We start from the raw sequence: 14,842 nt of genomic DNA, 5'->3' as shown, positions 1-14,842 counted from the left end.
GATTCCTTTACGAAGGGATGCGCCTCTGTGGGGTGTTGAGGCGTGAGAGGCACTGTCCCAGCGCACCGCCCGGCCAACAATGGCGTGTGACATAGCACATGGCACCGGCCGCTCATAACATCACGGCGGCGTGCGCTCCGCGTGCCGAGAGGCCGTCACCCCCCGGCGGGCCGAGCGCACGCCGCGTCACGCCTCATGCCGGGGCGCGCGCCTCCGCCCGCCCCGGCATGATCACCGCCGCCCGCCGCCTACCTGCGCCACGGACCCGTCACCGCGAACGTGGTCCCGGGCGTGTAGCAGTTGACGAACATCGTCTCCCCGTCGGGCGAGAAGGTGACCCCGGCGAACTCCCCCCACTCGGGCTCCGTCGCCGTCCCGATGTTCTGGCGGCCCCGGGCCATCGCGTACACCTCGCCCCCGCGGGTCACGCCGAAGACGTGCTGCGCGCCGTTGCCGTCCTCGCACACCATCAGGCCGCCGCTGGGAGCGAGGCAGATGTTGTCCGGGGATTCGCCGGGCAGCTGCACGTCGGTGTGCGGGCCGAACACGACGACCAGGGTCAGCCGGCGGCGCGCCGGGTCGTAGCGCCAGATCTGCCCGTAGTGGTCGGCCCCCGAACCGTCCGCGCTCCGGGCGAAGGACGACACGAAGTACACGCAGCTGCCGCCCCAGTAGCAGCCCTCCAGCTTCTGCGCGTGGGTGATGCCGCCCGCCCCGTAGTCCTGGAACCGGGTCGGCGTGGAGGCGGCGGACGGGTCGGGGACGTCCGCCCATTCGACGCCGTCGAAGCGCGCGCCCGTCTCCTGGACCGTCGACAGATCCGGTACGCCGGGCACCCGCATCGCCTGGAGCCGGCCGCCGGCGCGCAGCGACCCCACGCCGCCCAGCGGCCTGTTCGGCAGGAAGCGGTAGAAGAGGCCGAACGGCTTCTCGAAGGCGTCCTCCGTCTCGTAGACGACGCCGTTGCGCGGGTCGACGGCGATCGCCTCGTGCTGGAAGCGGCCCATCGCGGTCAGCGGGACCGCGCCGGTGCGGTGCGGTTCGGTGGGGTGGACCTCGAAGATGAAGCCGTGGTCCTTGGTGTAGCCGTTGGTCCCTGCCCTGTCCTCGGTCTCCTCGCAGGTCAGCCAGGTGCCCCAAGGGGTCCGGCCGCCCGCGCAGTTGACCGCCGTGCCGGCGATGGCGACCCGCTCGGAGAGTACGCGGTGGTGCGCGTCGATCGTCAGGGCCGTACAGCCGCCCTTGCCCTGCGGGTCGTAGGTGAGACCGCTGACGGTCGGGACCGCGATCGGGGCGGTGACGCGGTTCTCGTGGTTGCGGACGAGGTGCGTGCGGTTCTTCCGCCCGGCGAAGGCGGCCATGCCGTCGTGGTGGGAGGGCACACGGCCCTCGCCCGAACGGAGCTGGTGGCCCTCCTGCGAGAGCACGGTGTAGCGGAAACCTTTCGGCAGGTCGAGCAGGCCGTTCGGATCGGGGACGAGCGGGCCGTAGCCGGTGTGCCCCAGGTTCTGGGCGGCGGCGGTTCCGGCGAAGATCTCGGACAGGGCCCCGGTGAAGGCGATGCCCGCTCCCAGGGCACCCGCGGTGGACAGGACCTGACGGCGCGTTGCAGACATGCGGCAACAACCTTCCTGCTGGCGGACAGGAACTGTGACCCGCCGTGTCTATCACCTGGTGCGGGGCCTCGGGAACCACGCGCGGAGCACGTGTCACTCCTCGACGGAGTGATTCCTCCACGTCGTTCCTCCACGGCCCGTCGGCACCCGCGGGCCCGGCGCCCGCCGCCCGGTACCGGTGCGCCTACGCCCCGGCGACGCTCCAGGTGCGCGAGGCCCAGGTGCGCAGATGCGGGGCCTGGGCGACGAGATCGCGGTACGCGGCCGTGGCGGACCGGAACACCGTCTCCACGACGTCGTCGGCGACGGCGTCCGGCCGCCAGGCCAGCACATAGCGGCACCACAGCGGGGAACCCACCAGTGGCTTGACCACGACATGCGGGATCGGCCGCAGCGTCGGCTGCACGAGGGACACCCCGAGACCGTCGGCGATCATGCTCTGCAGCTGGGTCTGGTCGCCGAGCCACTCGTGGACGGTGACCGGCGTGAACCCGGCCGCCGCGCAGGCGTCGTAGAACACCCCCGGCCAGCCGGCGCCGTCGTCCGGGGTCACGAACCAGGCGTCCTCGGCGAGGTCGGCGAGCTGCACCTGGGCGCTCTGCCGCAGCCGGTGCCGGGCGGGCAGGGCGACGAACGTGGGCTCGGTGACGATCCCGCGGTGCCGTACGGCGGTCGAGTGCCGTAGTTCCATGCCCGGGTAGTCGGCGGCGATGGCGGCGTCCACCGCGCCCTCCTCCAGCAGCTCCACGATCCGCGAGGACGCGTAGGCGCTGGTGACCGCGATCGTCAGTTCCGGCAGCCGGGCGCGGACGCGGGAGACCGTGCCGGAGAGCACCGGCGAGTTGGTGGCGGCCACACGCAGCGTCCGGCGGGCGCGGGCGGCGGCCGGACGGTGCCCGATCGCGGCGGCCCGCGCGAGGACGTCGCGGGCCTGCTCGACGACCTCGGCGCCGTACCGGGTCGGCCGGACCCCGCTCGGCCCGCGCTCGAAGAGCGCCTCCCCCAGGTGGCGTTCGATGCGGCGGAGCTGAGTGCTCACGGCCGGCTGCGAGTAGCCCAGCTGTGCCGCGGCGCGGCCCACACTGCCCGCGTCGGCGATCGCGCACAGCACCCGCAGATGCCGCAGCTCCAGCTCCATCGCTCCACTCCCCGTCCGTTTCCTCGTCCGGTCCCGCGCCCGCGCCCATCCGCGGCCACGGCCGTGCGCGCTCCGGTCCCCCGGCCCTCGCCGGCCGTGCTCACGACCGGCGGACCGCAGCGTTCCATTGTGCCTTCCCGGACACAAGGCGCAGGTCCGCCAGGGTACGGACGACCGGCGACCGCCCACCGCCGACGCCGCCCCGCGCCATGAGCCCGGTCGTGCACGAGAGGCGAAGCACCCGTCGCACAGCGGGTCCCCGGGCGTCACGCAGCGAGTTTTGAGAGACGTTTTACGCGCCGCGCGGAACTACGGCTCCCCCGCGCGGGGTCTGACAGAGAGTCGGGCCCGTCAGGGCAGGAACGCGAGAGAGCGGGGCAGGTCGTGGGACGGCGCAAGGGCGGCATAGGGATCGCACTCGTCACGGGCGCGCTGCTGGTGGGCACGAGTGCCTGCGGCGGGGGCGGCGGTGACAAGGCGAGCGGGGACGACGCGAAGGGGGCGGACAAGCCGAGCGCGAGCGCCTCCGCGTCCCCGACGAAGCCCGCGGGCCCGCCGATGCTGCTGGAGACGATCACCCCGCAGACGGGAACCAAGGTCGGCGTGGCCATGCCGATCTCGGTGGTCTTCACGAATCCGGTGGCGCCGAAGGCACGGGCCACGGTGGAGAAGCACATGAAGGTGAGCGCCTCGCAGCCGGTGGAAGGCGCCTGGCACTGGTTCGGCGACAAGCGCGCCGACTGGCGGCCGAAGACGTACTGGCCCTCGGGCACGAAGGTGAAGATCGACGCCGACATGAAGGGCGTCAGCAACGGCAACGGACGCTACGGCGTGCACGGCTACACGCACACCTTCACGATCGGTGACGACGTGCGCGCGGACGTCTCGGTGACCGGCCACACCATGAAGGTGACCCGGAACGGCAAGGCGGTGCGGACCCTGTCGATCAACGCGGGCAGCGCCCAGTATCCGACGTGGAACGGCACGATGGCCGTCATCGACAAGCAGGAGAAGGTCCACATGACCTCCTGCAGCGTCGGCATCAGCTGCGACAAGGGCAGCCCCAACTACTACGACCTCACGCTGCCCTGGGACGTCCACCTGACCCAGTCCGGCACGTACGTCCACTACTCGACCGGCGACCCCAACCCGGGCAGCGGCAGCGCTCGCGGCTCGCACGGCTGCGTCCACCTGTCCATGTCGGACGCCAAGTGGTTCTACCGCCAGGTCAAGCAGGGCGACCCCGTCACCATCACCGGCTCGCCCCGTGCCAAGGCCTCGGCCGACAACGGCTACGCCGCCTTCAACCTGGGCTGGGACGAATGGCTGGCCGGCAGCGCGTCCGGGCAGGGGACGACCGCGACGCTGTGAGCCGCTGCGGTGGCGGCGCCAGGGGGAACGACCGGGGAGCCGGGGCCGCCGGGATCGCAGACGGATCACCGGCGGCCCCGGCCCTCTCGCGGGGTCGCTTCCGAGGGCGACACACCGCACGGGCCCGACCGGTTCGTGCGGGAGGGCGGGGGCAGGCTGCTCGCCGGCCGGTGAGCGCGGCACTCCGGTGAGGGCGGCACTCCACCGATTCGATGCCTGGTACGAGGAAGTGAGAACCTGCGTGCGAGGCAGCGACCCCGCGGAATCGGAGTCACCGGAAGCACCTCGGTCCGCGGCGCTGTCGCTGTGACCGCTTCCGTCCGCCAAGCGTCCCGCGGCGCCCGTGCCGCCGCGGAGTTCGGAGTTCAGGCAGTGCTTTTCGACGTCACCCGCGGCGAACTCGCCGCCGTCTTCGGCGAGGACCGGCTCGCGACCCTGCCCGCCACCGCCTTCCCGCCCTCCAGCGCGGACACCGAAGGCGCCCGCCTCCTGCAGACCGTCGGCGTCCCCACCGGGACGCTCTGGCTGCGCGAGGCCGACGAGGACGCGGACCGGCTCCCCCTCGTCCAGGACGTCGTCGACACCGAGGACTTCGAGGACGCCTCGCCGGACGCGGGCCGATGGCCCGTCATCGGCTGGCTGCTCAACGCCCACCTCGCCCTCGACCCCCGTTCCGGCACGGTGCACGCCTTCGACGCCGACGAGGAGACCGTGCGGGAACTCCACACGGATGTCTCCTCCCTCGTCCAGGTCACCCTCCGGTTCCAGCGCCTGCTGGAGGAGTTCACCTTCAGCGACGACGGCGACGAGGAAGCCGGCTTCGAGCGCCTGGAGCGCGAGGTCGAGCGGATCCGCCAGGAGACGAGCACCATCGACCCGCTCCCTTTCCTCGACGACGAGACCGTCTGGTCCGTGGTCGCCGACGAGATCGCCGCGGGCCAGCGCTTCCTGGGCAACAGCCCGGGAGGCCGCTCGCTCTACGGATGAGCGGCACCGGTGTCACCCACGAACCGCGCGGTCGCATCTGCGATCCCCGCTCGCCGCGGTCGGTCGGACTGGGCGGGCCCCGGGCCGGTCGAGGGACCGCGGGCCCGCCGTGCGGAGTCAGCGCCGGCCCAGCACCTCCGCCACCCGGATGAACCCGTCCGTGCCGTGGCCGAGGCCGATGACGCGGCGGGCCTGGCCCTCCACGGCCCGCATCACGGCCGCGTCGATGCCGTGGGACTCGGAGACGGCGACGACATGGGCCATGGTGGAGACGGCCGAGGTGATGGGGTTGATCTCACCGGAGTGGCTCCCGCTGTCGAAGTCCTTCGCGAACTCCTCGAACAGCGGCGGCAGGATCGCCGCGATGCCCTGGGCGAAGGGGGCCAGTTCGCCGGCGGTGACACCCTCCGCCCGGGCGAGCGCCACGGCGTGCGCGTACCCCGCCATCGCGGTCCAGAAGACGTCGAGCAGCGCGATGTCGAACGTGGCGGCGCGCCCGATCTCCTCCCCCAGGTGGGTGTGCGTCCCGCCGAGCACCTCCAGCGCCGCCCGGTGCCTGTCGTAGAGGTCGAGGGGCCCGCTGTGCAGGAAGACCGCCTCCGGGGTGCCGATGCTGGGCGCCGGCGTCATGATCGCGCCGTCCAGGTAGTCGATGCCGTGGGCCGCCGCCCACCGCGCGGTGTCCCGGGCGCGGCCCGGGGTGTCGGCGGTCAGGTTCACGACGGTACGGCCCTTCAGCGCGCGGGTGACGTCGTCTCGGCGCAGGATCGTGTCGGAGGCGTCGTAGTTCACCACGCAGACGACGGTCAGCTCCCCCGCCGCCACGGCCTCCTCGGCCGACGCGGCACCGGTCGCGCCCTGCTCGATCAGTTCCCGGTCCTTCCCGGGCGTGCGGTTCCAGACCGTGGTCCGCAGGCCGGCCTCGAGGAACGCGCCCGCCAGCGAGCGGCCCATGGGACCGAGGCCGAGCACGGTGACGGCAGGAAGATTCGTGGTCGTGGACATGTTGCAACTCCCGAAGGTGATGGCAAGAGAGCGGCCGGTCGGCCGTGGGAAACGAAGTGGACGAAGAGGACGCCGATGACGCGCAGCCGTGCCCAGGACCCGAACGTCTGCGGAGTGACCGCCGCGATCGCCGTGATCGACGGCAAGTGGAAGACGTCGCTGCTGTGGCTGCTGGAGTCCGGCCCGCACAGGCCGGGTGAACTGCGCCGCCGGCTGCCGGGGTTGAGCGAGAAGGTGTTGACCCAGGCGCTGCGCGAGATGGCGGAGGACGGGCTGGTGCACCGGGAGGTGCACGATGTGCTGCCGCCGAAGACCGTGTACTCGCTGACCGGGTACGGCCGCGACCTGGCCGAGGCCCTGGACCCCCTGGCCGCGTGGGGCCACCGCCGTCTGGACCGGCTTCGCGAGCGCGAAGCGGCGTCCTGAGGCGCTGCGGCTGTCACCTCCTTCTGTGTGCTCGGGCAGCCCCTGACCTCGGTGAACAGCCTCTCCCGGCTGGTCGGGGGCTGCCAAGTACCCACAAAGAAGTGGGTGGTCCGCGTCCCTCCTCCGGGCGCCTGCCCGGCAGGGGCGCGCGTCCCCTCGCCACCGCGATCGTCAACCGGGACATCGAGGGGCCGAGGACGCCCCCCGAACCCCCTACGGTCCGGACGCCCCGTGGCCCTGCACGCGTACGACCGTCGGCTCCCGGCGCCGAACCGGTTCCCGTCCGCCGCCGGCCCCGATCGAGCGGAGCCTGTCCCCCGGCACCGACGTCTGCCGGGTCACCACTGACGGCTTCGTCGCCTTCCCGTTTGCCTAAAGCCTTTAGGAAGTTCCATAATCGCCTCCGGCGAAAGGGGCGGAACCATGGTGCGTGCGGGTCTGACCACCGAACGGCTGGTCCGGGCCGGCGCGGAGCTGGCCGACGAGGTCGGTTTCGACCAGGTCACGGCGTCCGCGCTGGCCCGGCGGTTCGACGTCAAGGTGGCGAGCCTGTACTCGCACCTGAAGAACTCCCAGGACCTCAGGACGCGGATCGCGCTGCTCGCGCTGGAGGAGCTGGCCGACCGTGCCGCCGAAGCGCTGGCCGGCCGGTCCGGGAAGGACGCCCTCGGCGCCTTCGCCGACGTCTACCGCGACTACGCCCGGACGCATCCCGGACGCTACGCGGCGGCCCGGCACCCTCTGGACCCGGAGACCGCGGCGGGCAGCGCGGGAGTCCGGATCGCCCAGCTGACCCGGGCGATCCTGCGCGGCTACGACCTCACCGAGCCGGACCAGACCCACGCGGTCCGCCTGCTGGGCAGCGTCTTCCACGGCTACGTCAGTCTGGAGTCGGCCGGCGGCTTCAGCCACAGCGCGCCCGACTCGCAGGAGTCGTGGACCCGGATCCTGGACGCCCTCGACTCCCTGCTGCGCAACTGGCCCGCGCACCCCTGATCTCCTCCGGGACACAGGTCCGTGCGCTGCGCCCCGCCCCCTCACCGCCGACCTGACACCGCGCCGCCCGACCGCACGGCCGCCCGGCCCCAGGACCCCCTGGTCCCGGGGCCGCCGGCTCACACCAGGTGGGCGAAGACGACCAGGTTGTCGGTGTAGTCCCGCACCGTGTGGTCGTAGTCCCCGGCACAGGTGATGAGCCGGACCTCGGGCCGGTCGGCGTCCGCGTACACCCGCTTGCTGGGGAAGTCGTCCTTCGCGAAGGTCTCGGCGTCGTCCACGACGAAGTCCGCCGTCTGTCCGTCGGTCCGCTCCACGGAGAACCGGTCACCGGGCTCCAGCCGGTCGAGGTTGGCGAAGACGGCCGCGGAGGTCACCGTGTCGACGTGCCCGGCGATGATCGCGGTGCCCGTCTCGCCGGGCGAGACGCCGTCGGAGTACCAGCCGACGAGATTGGTGTCGCCGGCGGGCGGGGGCTGGAGCTGACCCGAGGCGCCGATCACCAGAGTGGTGAAGGGGGCGTCCACGGAGATCTTGGGGATGCGCAGACGGGTCGGCGAGGAGCGGGGCAGCGCATCGCCGGGCTGCCGCGGACCGGCCGTCGACGCGGCGCCGGCGCCCGAGGCCCGGTGCGCCCCCGGTTCGTCGTCCGCCCCCTGATGGCCGCCGAACATGCCGACGGCGAGGAAGACGGCCGCCACGCCCCACAGCGTCAGCCGCCCGCCGCGGCCGGAGCGAAGCTCGCCCGCCGGGGGTGCTGAGGGGTTCGTGGAGGGATCTGCTGCCATCGGACACCACCTCACTCGGGCACGGCAGCACGGGGATCAGGGCAGGGGGCGGCGCCGGAACCGGCGTCCGGGCGGGGCGCCGGGGGACGCGGGCCGCCGACACGGTCGGCGTATCGGCGGCGTCCGCAGCCCCTGGGACTCGGCGGCCCGTCAGGACGCCGGCTGGGCGGCCTTCTTGCGGCGCAGCGCGTACGCACCGGTGGCTGCTACGCCCAGCACGGCGAGGCCGCCCGCGGTGACACCGGGCGACGCGAGCGCGCCACCGCCGGTGTGCATGCCGCCGTGCGGCTTGCCGCGCTCCTCGTCCTCACCCCAGTCACCCTTGCCACCGCCCTTTTCCTCCCGGTCGCCCTTGCCGCCCTTGTCCCCCTTGTCTCCCTTGCCGCCACCGCCCTCGTCCTCGCCCTTGTCGCGGTAGCTCTCGGGATCGAACTTGTCCTCGCCGTCCGAACCCCAGTCGCCGCTGCGCACCGTGGCGAGCGCTCCGCCACCCGTGTGCATTCCGCCGCGCGGGCCGTCGTGTTCACCCCCGCTGTCCCGCTTGTTGCCGTAGTCATTGTCCTGCTCCCTGTCGGAGCCGCTGTCTCGGTCGCTGTCGGATCCCTTGTCCTGGCCACGGTCGGAGTCGCTGTCTTGCTCCCTGCTGTACGAGGAGCCGTCACGGCCGCCGTCGTGCTCGGCCGGGACGGCGAACGCCGCGCCGGGCGTGGCGAAGGCGAGGGCGGCGGTGGCCGCCGACGTCGCCAGGAGCATGCGGGCAGAGCGCATAGTGATGTCCTTCCGCCGTGACCGGGCAGCGGATACCTCATCAGCTGGATGGACCCGGTCCCGACATGAACCACCGTCAGTGAGGCCCCTGGCTCCCACCATCCGGGCCGCCCAGCCGGGTCACCAAGCCACCCGTCTGCCCCAGCGCGCCCGCTGTACGGCCCCTCGTCCGGCCCAATCGCCGAAGCGGGCCGACGCCTGGACGAGTGACCGAGTCGTACGCCGGCAGGGCGCACGCGGCTCCCGTCCGTTCAGCGCGCGGCCCGGCGGAGGGACGCCGACCGAGAAGGAGGCACCCCATGCTCGTGAACGCCCTCCGCGGACCCGGAGTCCGGCGACTGGTCGCCGCAGGGGCCGGTGCCCTGCTCGCCGTCACCGCCGTCGCCGTCCCGGCCCGCGCCGGGCATCGGCCGCGTCGGCGCGACCGGCACGGTCACCACCTTCCCGGTGCCGGACGGCGCCGAGAAGGTGCCCCTGAGCCTGACGACCGGGCCCGGCCGGGCCGTGTGGTTCACGGAGTTGCTCGGCAACGCCCTCGGCCGTGTCCAGCTCGGCACCGAGTGACACCCAGGGCACGGCTCGTGTCCCCCCGCCCTCGTGTCCCCCGCCCTCGTGGCCCCCCTCGTGACCGCCGCCCTTGTGATCACGACCCTTGTGATCACCGCCCTCTTGTTATGACCGCAGTCATAACGCAGGCTGGTGCCGACAGCACGGCAGGCCGAGGCGGTGGGAGGAAGCAGTGGCGGACGGAACGGCGCGAGCCCTGTGGGAGCGGTACGAGCCGGTGCACGATCTCGTGTACTTCGCGCCCGAGGCGCACCGGGCGGCGGAGGAACTCGGACTGCGTGGCTTCTGGATGGGCTACTTCGCGCTGCGCGCGGCCCCGCTCGGCGCCGCGCCGCCGTCCGTCGTGACGAGTTGCTTCTACGTCTTCCACCCCGCCCGAGTGGCCCGGGCGCTGCCGGACGCCTGGACGTACGCCGCTCCGGCCGACGTGCTGGCGGCCCGCGAGGAGGCGATGGAGGCGGCGATGACCCGTCTGTTCGGCGCGGACACCGTCGGCTCCGCCGATTTCGCGGAGGCGGCGGACCTCGCGTGGGAGGCCGCGGCGGCCGCGGACACCAGGGGCAGGGTGCTGGCCGCCGCCAACCAGGCGGTGGACCGCCCGGACCGGCCCGCCGCACGCCTGTGGCAGGCCGTGACGACCCTGCGCGAGCACCGGGGCGACTCCCATGTGGCGGTACTGGTGAGCCTGGGGCTCGGGCCCGTGGAGGCCATGGTGCTCAAGGCGGCGGCCGGTGAGTCCGACGGGCTTTTCCTGCGGGAGACCCGGAAGTGGCCGGAGGAGGACTGGGCGGCGGCCGGGGCGCGGCTGCGCACAGACGGCCGGCTCACGGCGGACGGTTCGCTCACGCCCGCGGGTGCGGCCGTGCGCGCGGAGGCCGAGGCGCTCACCGACGCGGCGGCCGAGGGACCATGGGCCGCGCTGGGCGCCGAGCGGAGCGAGCGCCTGGCCGCGCTGCTGGAGCCGCTGGCCCGCGCCGTCGAGGGGTCGGGGCTGCTGCCGCCCGGGAATCCGGTGGGGCTGACCCGGGGGACGTACCCCGTCGGCCGCTGAGGCCCTCACCGGCGCCCCCGCCCGGGGTACCGGGCCGGCGGCGCCCCGTGCCGGGTGGCGGGGTGCCGCGGGGCTACCAGGTCACCGGCAGCCGCTCGGGGATCCGCTTCATGAAGCCGGTGCGCCACACCGGTTGGCCCGGCGGGACGGCGAGGGCGAGGTCCGGCAGCCGGTCGAGCAGGACCTCCAGGGCGATGCGGGCATGGGCGCGGCCGAGCGCGGTCGCGGCGCAGTAGTGCGCGCCGCCGCCGAAGGACAGATGGTCGGCGGTGTTGTCGCGGTGGACGTCGAAGCGGTGCGGGTCGGGGAACTCGTCCGGGTCGAGGTGGGCGCCCTCCGCGAGGACGAGGTCGGAGACCAGCCGTGCCTTCAGGTACCGGTGGATCTCCTGGTAGGCGGGGTGCGGAACTCCGACATCGGACGCCAGTCCAGCCGGGTGCCGTCCGCGTCGGCCGCCGACACGGCGCCACGGACTTTGGCGCGCACCCCGCGCAGGTTCTTCACGGCCTTGCGGCGGGCCTCGTCCGGTGGCTGGCCGGAGGCCTCGTACATCTCGGCGACGTACAGGTCGGTGTAGACGAAGTCGACCCGGTCGAAGTGGTCCAGCCCCAGCGGGCGAGGTCGTGCGGGCGACGGGCGGAGAAGTAGCTGTTGCCCGGCGACACGCCGATCACGGCGTGCGCGCCCTCATCGAGGACGACCTAGCAGTGGGAGGTGTACGGCTGGACTTCGAAGACGTCGGCCATCAGCACGGATGCTGTGGTCACGGGGGAGATCCTCCGCCGGCGCTGGTCCCTGCGGGGCCCTGTGCCCCCGGTGTGGCGACGCGGCGGCATCACGCTAGCCGTACCGGATCACCACGCGTAGTAACCGCCTGGGTTTGGCCGAAATCAGTCGTATCAACGGTTGAACTGCCCCGCGACCGGCTCTCGTTGAGGGCCGTACCCTGGGGCCGTGGTCAACCGAGACGAGGATCCAGGACAGGTGGCGTCCCGGCTCACCGGGCGCGCGGTCACCGAGGCCCGGCGGTCGTCGGGGTCACCCGCCGAAGTACTGCTGGACGGCGGGACACCGGTGATGGTCAAGCGCGGCGACGGTCCCGGTGCGGTGCGCGCCGAGGCGGCGGGGCTGCGCTGGCTGGCCGCCGCCCACGCGGTCCGGGTGCCGGAGGTGCTCGGGCACGACGAGCACTGGCTGGTGACCGAACGGGTGCGAACCGGGTCACCCACCCCGGAGTCGGCGCTGCGTTTCGGCCATGCTCTGGCCGCTCTGCACGCGGCCGGCGCACCCCACTTCGGGGCTCCGCCGCCCGACGGCCCCGAGGACGCCTACATCGGCCTCGCCCCCATGCGGAACGCGCCCGGCACCGACTGGCCGCGCTGGTACGCGGAGCACCGCGTACTGCCGTACGTGCGCGGCGCGGTCGACCGCGGCACGCTCCGCCCCGGCGAAGCACCCGTGTTCGAGCGGGTCTGCGCGCGACTGCCCCGGCTGGCGGGCCCGGCGGAGCCGCCCGCACGGCTCCACGGCGACCTGTGGAACGGCAACGTGCTGTGGGGCGCCGACGGCGAGGTGCGGCTCATCGACCCGGCCGCGCACGGCGGTCACCGGGAGACCGACCTGGCCATGCTCCGACTGTTCGGCTGCCCCCACCTGGACCGGGTCCTCGCCGGCTACCAGGAGGCGGCTCCCCTGGCCGACGGCTGGCGGGACCGGGTGGCACTGCACCAGCTCTTCCCGCTCCTGGTCCACGCGGTGCTGTTCGGGCGTGGCTACGCCGAGCAGGCGCTGGCGGCCGCGCGGTCGGCGCTCGCGGAGTGACGCATACGACACCGCTTCCGAGCAGTGATCACGGAGCGTAAGGAAACCATTCACCCGTTCGATTCGTATAAGGACGTGAAAGCCGAATCAGGGAGAGACCATGCAACCGTTCACGCTCAACTACGCGCGGCCCGTTGTGCAGTTGGACGTCACCACTCCGTACGCATACGACTCCGGACTGCAGTTGAACGTCCTCGCGGACGGACGGATCGCCGCCACCGACCACGCGACCCTGAGAGCGCTGGGGACGACGACCTCGACCGCCGGTTCCAAGACGCACTTCGACGACTGAACCGCGGGCTTGCGAACGATGACCGTGCTCATCCTGACCACTGAGGAAGACGTGACGGCGGACATGGTGGTCCTCCGGCTGGGCGAGGCCGGTGTGCCCGTCGTCCGGCTCGACCCCGCCGATCTCACGAACGGGGTGGCGCTGTCGGGCGAGTACGTGCACGGCGCCGGCCGGGGACATCTGTCCGTCGGCGGTCGCCTGGTGAGCATGAACGGCCTGCGCTCCGTCTGGGTGCGCAGGCCGGGAGTCCCGGCCGCCCGCGCCGCCCAGCCGTCCGCCTGGCTGACGGAGGAGTCGTCGCAGGCGCTGTACGGCATGCTGCGCTGCAGCGACGCCCGCTGGATGAACCATCCGGACGCCGCCCGCCGCGCGCGCCACAAACCCTGGCAGCTGCATCTGGCCCAGCGCAGCGGTCTCGCGGTGCCGGCCACCCTCATCACGACGTTCCCGCAGGCGGCGCGGGAGTTCGCGGAACGCTTCCCGGACCTGGTGGTCAAGCCGGTCTCCGGCGCGCATCCGCAGGAGCCGCCCCGAGCGGTGCCGACCAGCCGGGTCGCGCCGGACGCCGACTTCTCCGCGGTGGCCTTCGGCCCGACCCTGCTGCAACGGCGGGTCCCCAAGCGGGCCGACATCCGGCTCACCGTCGTCGGCGGGACGCTGCTGGCCGCGCGCAAGCCCGCCGACCCGCACGCCCACCCGGACGAGGTGGACGTCCGGTTCGCCCCGTCCGTCTCCCCCTGGCTGCCGGCGGACGTGCCGCCACGCGTCGCCGAGGGCGTGCTCCGCTACATGGCGGGTGCGGAACTGGCTTACGGGGCCTTCGACTTCGCGGAGGACTCCGACGGGATCTGGTGGTTCCTGGAGTGCAACCAGTCCGGCCAGTTCGGGTTCGTCGAGATGGACACCGGCCAGCCGATCGCCGCCACGATCGCCGCGTGGCTGGCCGGGCAGGGGGACGGGGGCCGCAGGTGTGCGGAGAGCGACCGGAGCGCAGCCTCTTGAGGGTGCGGGGATCGGCACGGAGAAAGGAACACGACATGCGCATCGGACTGCTGGGAACGGGCCCGTGGGCGCGGGCGGCGTACGCTCCCGCCCTGGCCGGGCACACCGGCCTGGAGTTCGCCGGGGTGTGGGGGCGCCGGCTGGAGGCGGCGACGGCGCTGGCGGAGCAGTACGACGTCGCCGCTTACGCCGACGTGGACGCGCTGCTGGCCGACGTCGACGCGGTGGCGGTGGCCCTGCCGCCCTCCGTACAGGCCGAGTCGGCGGTGCGCGCGGCCCGAGCGGGCCGTCATCTGCTCCTGGACAAGCCGCTGGCGGTGTCGGTCGCCGAGGGGCGCGCCGTCGCGGAGGCGGTGGAGCGGGCCGGGGTGGCGTCGGTGGTGTTCTTCACCGCGCGCTTCCAGAAGGAGCCGGAGGCCTGGATCGAGGAACAGGCCGCCGCGGCGGGCTGGTTCACGGCGCGGGCGCAGTGGCTGGGCGCGGTGTTCACCACCGACAGCCCGTTCGCGGACTCGCCGTGGCGGCGGGAGAAGGGCGCCCTGTGGGACGTCGGCCCGCACGCCCTGTCGGTCCTGCTGCCGGTCCTCGGCGACGTGCGGCACGTCGTGGCGGCGGCACACGGCCCGGCGGACACCGTCCACCTGGTGCTCGACCACGCCACCGGCGCGTCGAGCACCCTCACGCTGAGCCTGTCGGCGCCGCCGGCCGCGGCCGGGGCGGACGTGGAACTGCGCGGCGAGGCGGGTGTGACGGTCCTGCCGGGGAGTTCCGAGGGGGCGGTCCCCGCGCTCGCCCGGGCCGCCGACGCACTGGTGCGGGCGGCCCGCACGGGCCGCCCGCACCCCTGCGACGCCGCGTTCGGCCTCCGGGTCACCGAGATCCTGGCGACGGCGGAGGCCCGGTTGGCGAGCGGCACGGACTAGGTGTATTGATCACGAGCGTTGTTGACACTTGGCGGGCTTGATCATGGCGAAGACCTCCGGTGTGGTGGAGCTGTCTAGGACTGCACCGCAC

The 14,842-nt window shown here is 73.3% G+C and carries 16 protein-coding genes and 1 pseudogene; 10 read left to right on the top strand and 7 right to left on the bottom strand.

Going from position 1 to position 14,842, the window contains the following annotated elements; genetic code table 11:
• Positions 1-248 precede the first annotated feature (248 nt).
• Together ACZ7KF_RS35170 and ACZ7KF_RS35165 are read right to left on the bottom strand one after the other, a co-directional pair.
• Entirely contained in the window at positions 249-1,616 is a 1,368-nt protein-coding gene (locus ACZ7KF_RS35170) for an alkaline phosphatase PhoX (protein ID WP_471084488.1), read from the bottom strand.
• A 184-nt stretch (positions 1,617-1,800) separates the two neighbouring features.
• Positions 1,801-2,754, bottom strand: coding sequence for a LysR family transcriptional regulator (locus tag ACZ7KF_RS35165; protein WP_471084485.1), 954 nt, complete (start codon positions 2,752-2,754; stop codon positions 1,801-1,803).
• Between the two features lie 384 nt (positions 2,755-3,138).
• On the opposite strand from ACZ7KF_RS35165, the gene ACZ7KF_RS35160 reads away from it, so the two are divergent.
• A complete protein-coding gene (locus ACZ7KF_RS35160) occupies positions 3,139-4,125 on the top strand; it encodes a L,D-transpeptidase (protein ID WP_471084482.1) in 987 nt (328 codons plus the stop codon).
• Between the two features lie 372 nt (positions 4,126-4,497).
• Positions 4,498-5,112, top strand: a complete 615-nt coding sequence (locus ACZ7KF_RS35155) for an SUKH-4 family immunity protein (RefSeq protein WP_471084479.1) — start codon at positions 4,498-4,500, stop codon at positions 5,110-5,112.
• A gap of 117 nt (positions 5,113-5,229) precedes the next feature.
• On the opposite strand, the gene ACZ7KF_RS35150 is transcribed toward ACZ7KF_RS35155, so the two are convergent.
• The gene (locus ACZ7KF_RS35150) at positions 5,230-6,117 is read right to left on the bottom strand and encodes an NAD(P)-dependent oxidoreductase (RefSeq protein ID WP_471084476.1); all 888 of its coding nucleotides are present in this window, start codon (positions 6,115-6,117) and stop codon (positions 5,230-5,232) included.
• A 75-nt stretch (positions 6,118-6,192) separates the two neighbouring features.
• Here ACZ7KF_RS35150 and ACZ7KF_RS35145 point away from each other — a divergent pair, with 75 nt between their 5' ends.
• Both ACZ7KF_RS35145 and ACZ7KF_RS35140 read left to right on the top strand, forming a co-directional pair.
• Complete coding sequence (locus ACZ7KF_RS35145) at positions 6,193-6,543, top strand: winged helix-turn-helix transcriptional regulator (RefSeq protein WP_471084473.1); 351 nt, start codon at positions 6,193-6,195, stop codon at positions 6,541-6,543.
• Positions 6,544-6,966: 423 nt separating this feature from the next.
• Positions 6,967-7,539: a TetR/AcrR family transcriptional regulator gene (locus ACZ7KF_RS35140; RefSeq protein WP_225826169.1), complete on the top strand. Its 573-nt coding sequence runs from the start codon at positions 6,967-6,969 to the stop codon at positions 7,537-7,539.
• 119 nt (positions 7,540-7,658) lie between these two features.
• On the opposite strand, the gene ACZ7KF_RS35135 is transcribed toward ACZ7KF_RS35140, so the two are convergent.
• Positions 7,659-8,327, bottom strand: a complete 669-nt coding sequence (locus tag ACZ7KF_RS35135; RefSeq protein ID WP_471084470.1) for a class F sortase — start codon at positions 8,325-8,327, stop codon at positions 7,659-7,661.
• A 150-nt stretch (positions 8,328-8,477) separates the two neighbouring features.
• The gene (locus ACZ7KF_RS35130) at positions 8,478-9,095 is read right to left on the bottom strand and encodes a hypothetical protein (protein ID WP_471084467.1); all 618 of its coding nucleotides are present in this window, start codon (positions 9,093-9,095) and stop codon (positions 8,478-8,480) included.
• A 357-nt stretch (positions 9,096-9,452) separates the two neighbouring features.
• Here ACZ7KF_RS35130 and ACZ7KF_RS35125 point away from each other — a divergent pair, with 357 nt between their 5' ends.
• Together ACZ7KF_RS35125 and ACZ7KF_RS35120 are read left to right on the top strand one after the other, a co-directional pair.
• On the top strand, positions 9,453-9,659 hold the full coding sequence (locus tag ACZ7KF_RS35125) for a hypothetical protein (protein ID WP_471084464.1): 207 nt from the start codon (positions 9,453-9,455) through the stop codon (positions 9,657-9,659).
• 175 nt (positions 9,660-9,834) lie between these two features.
• The gene (locus tag ACZ7KF_RS35120; RefSeq protein ID WP_471084461.1) at positions 9,835-10,713 is read left to right on the top strand and encodes an SCO6745 family protein; all 879 of its coding nucleotides are present in this window, start codon (positions 9,835-9,837) and stop codon (positions 10,711-10,713) included.
• A 73-nt stretch (positions 10,714-10,786) separates the two neighbouring features.
• Here ACZ7KF_RS35120 and ACZ7KF_RS35115 read toward each other — a convergent pair whose 3' ends face one another.
• Together ACZ7KF_RS35115 and ACZ7KF_RS35110 are read right to left on the bottom strand one after the other, a co-directional pair.
• Positions 10,787-11,074, bottom strand: coding sequence for a cytochrome P450 (locus ACZ7KF_RS35115; RefSeq protein ID WP_471084767.1), 288 nt, complete (start codon positions 11,072-11,074; stop codon positions 10,787-10,789).
• Between the two features lie 8 nt (positions 11,075-11,082).
• Positions 11,083-11,378 (bottom strand): annotated as a pseudogene (locus ACZ7KF_RS35110) (tRNA-dependent cyclodipeptide synthase).
• A 319-nt stretch (positions 11,379-11,697) separates the two neighbouring features.
• Between ACZ7KF_RS35110 and ACZ7KF_RS35105 the strand changes: the two are divergent.
• The 4 genes from ACZ7KF_RS35105 to ACZ7KF_RS35090 all read left to right on the top strand — a co-directional run bounded on the left by ACZ7KF_RS35105 (position 11,698) and on the right by ACZ7KF_RS35090 (position 14,751).
• Positions 11,698-12,534 carry a fructosamine kinase family protein gene (locus tag ACZ7KF_RS35105; RefSeq protein WP_471084764.1) on the top strand — a complete coding sequence of 279 codons (837 nt, stop codon included), beginning with the start codon at positions 11,698-11,700 and terminating at the stop codon, positions 12,532-12,534.
• 100 nt (positions 12,535-12,634) lie between these two features.
• Positions 12,635-12,826, top strand: coding sequence for a putative ATP-grasp-modified RiPP (gene tgmA, locus ACZ7KF_RS35100; protein ID WP_225826162.1), 192 nt, complete (start codon positions 12,635-12,637; stop codon positions 12,824-12,826).
• Positions 12,827-12,844: 18 nt separating this feature from the next.
• Positions 12,845-13,828 carry an ATP-grasp ribosomal peptide maturase gene (gene tgmB / locus ACZ7KF_RS35095; protein ID WP_471084458.1) on the top strand — a complete coding sequence of 328 codons (984 nt, stop codon included), beginning with the start codon at positions 12,845-12,847 and terminating at the stop codon, positions 13,826-13,828.
• A gap of 35 nt (positions 13,829-13,863) precedes the next feature.
• The gene (locus ACZ7KF_RS35090) at positions 13,864-14,751 is read left to right on the top strand and encodes a Gfo/Idh/MocA family protein (protein WP_471084455.1); all 888 of its coding nucleotides are present in this window, start codon (positions 13,864-13,866) and stop codon (positions 14,749-14,751) included.
• Positions 14,752-14,842: the final 91 nt, after the last annotated feature.

Source organism: Streptomyces sp. NPDC038200 (assembly GCF_055600785.1).
Note: the sequence above shows the minus strand (reverse complement) of the source record. Positions and strands in the feature narration are given on the sequence as shown.

Coding starts and splice junctions, on each gene's coding strand:
- ACZ7KF_RS35170 (WP_471084488.1), bottom strand. CDS start 1,616: ATGTCTGCAACGCGCCGTCAGGTCCTGTCCACCGCGGGTGCCCTGGGA.
- ACZ7KF_RS35165 (WP_471084485.1), bottom strand. CDS start 2,754: ATGGAGCTGGAGCTGCGGCATCTGCGGGTGCTGTGCGCGATCGCCGAC.
- ACZ7KF_RS35150 (WP_471084476.1), bottom strand. CDS start 6,117: ATGTCCACGACCACGAATCTTCCTGCCGTCACCGTGCTCGGCCTCGGT.
- ACZ7KF_RS35145 (WP_471084473.1), top strand. CDS start 6,193: ATGACGCGCAGCCGTGCCCAGGACCCGAACGTCTGCGGAGTGACCGCC.
- ACZ7KF_RS35140 (WP_225826169.1), top strand. CDS start 6,967: ATGGTGCGTGCGGGTCTGACCACCGAACGGCTGGTCCGGGCCGGCGCG.
- ACZ7KF_RS35135 (WP_471084470.1), bottom strand. CDS start 8,327: ATGGCAGCAGATCCCTCCACGAACCCCTCAGCACCCCCGGCGGGCGAG.
- ACZ7KF_RS35130 (WP_471084467.1), bottom strand. CDS start 9,095: ATGCGCTCTGCCCGCATGCTCCTGGCGACGTCGGCGGCCACCGCCGCC.
- tgmA (WP_225826162.1), top strand. CDS start 12,635: ATGCAACCGTTCACGCTCAACTACGCGCGGCCCGTTGTGCAGTTGGAC.
- tgmB (WP_471084458.1), top strand. CDS start 12,845: ATGACCGTGCTCATCCTGACCACTGAGGAAGACGTGACGGCGGACATG.
- ACZ7KF_RS35090 (WP_471084455.1), top strand. CDS start 13,864: ATGCGCATCGGACTGCTGGGAACGGGCCCGTGGGCGCGGGCGGCGTAC.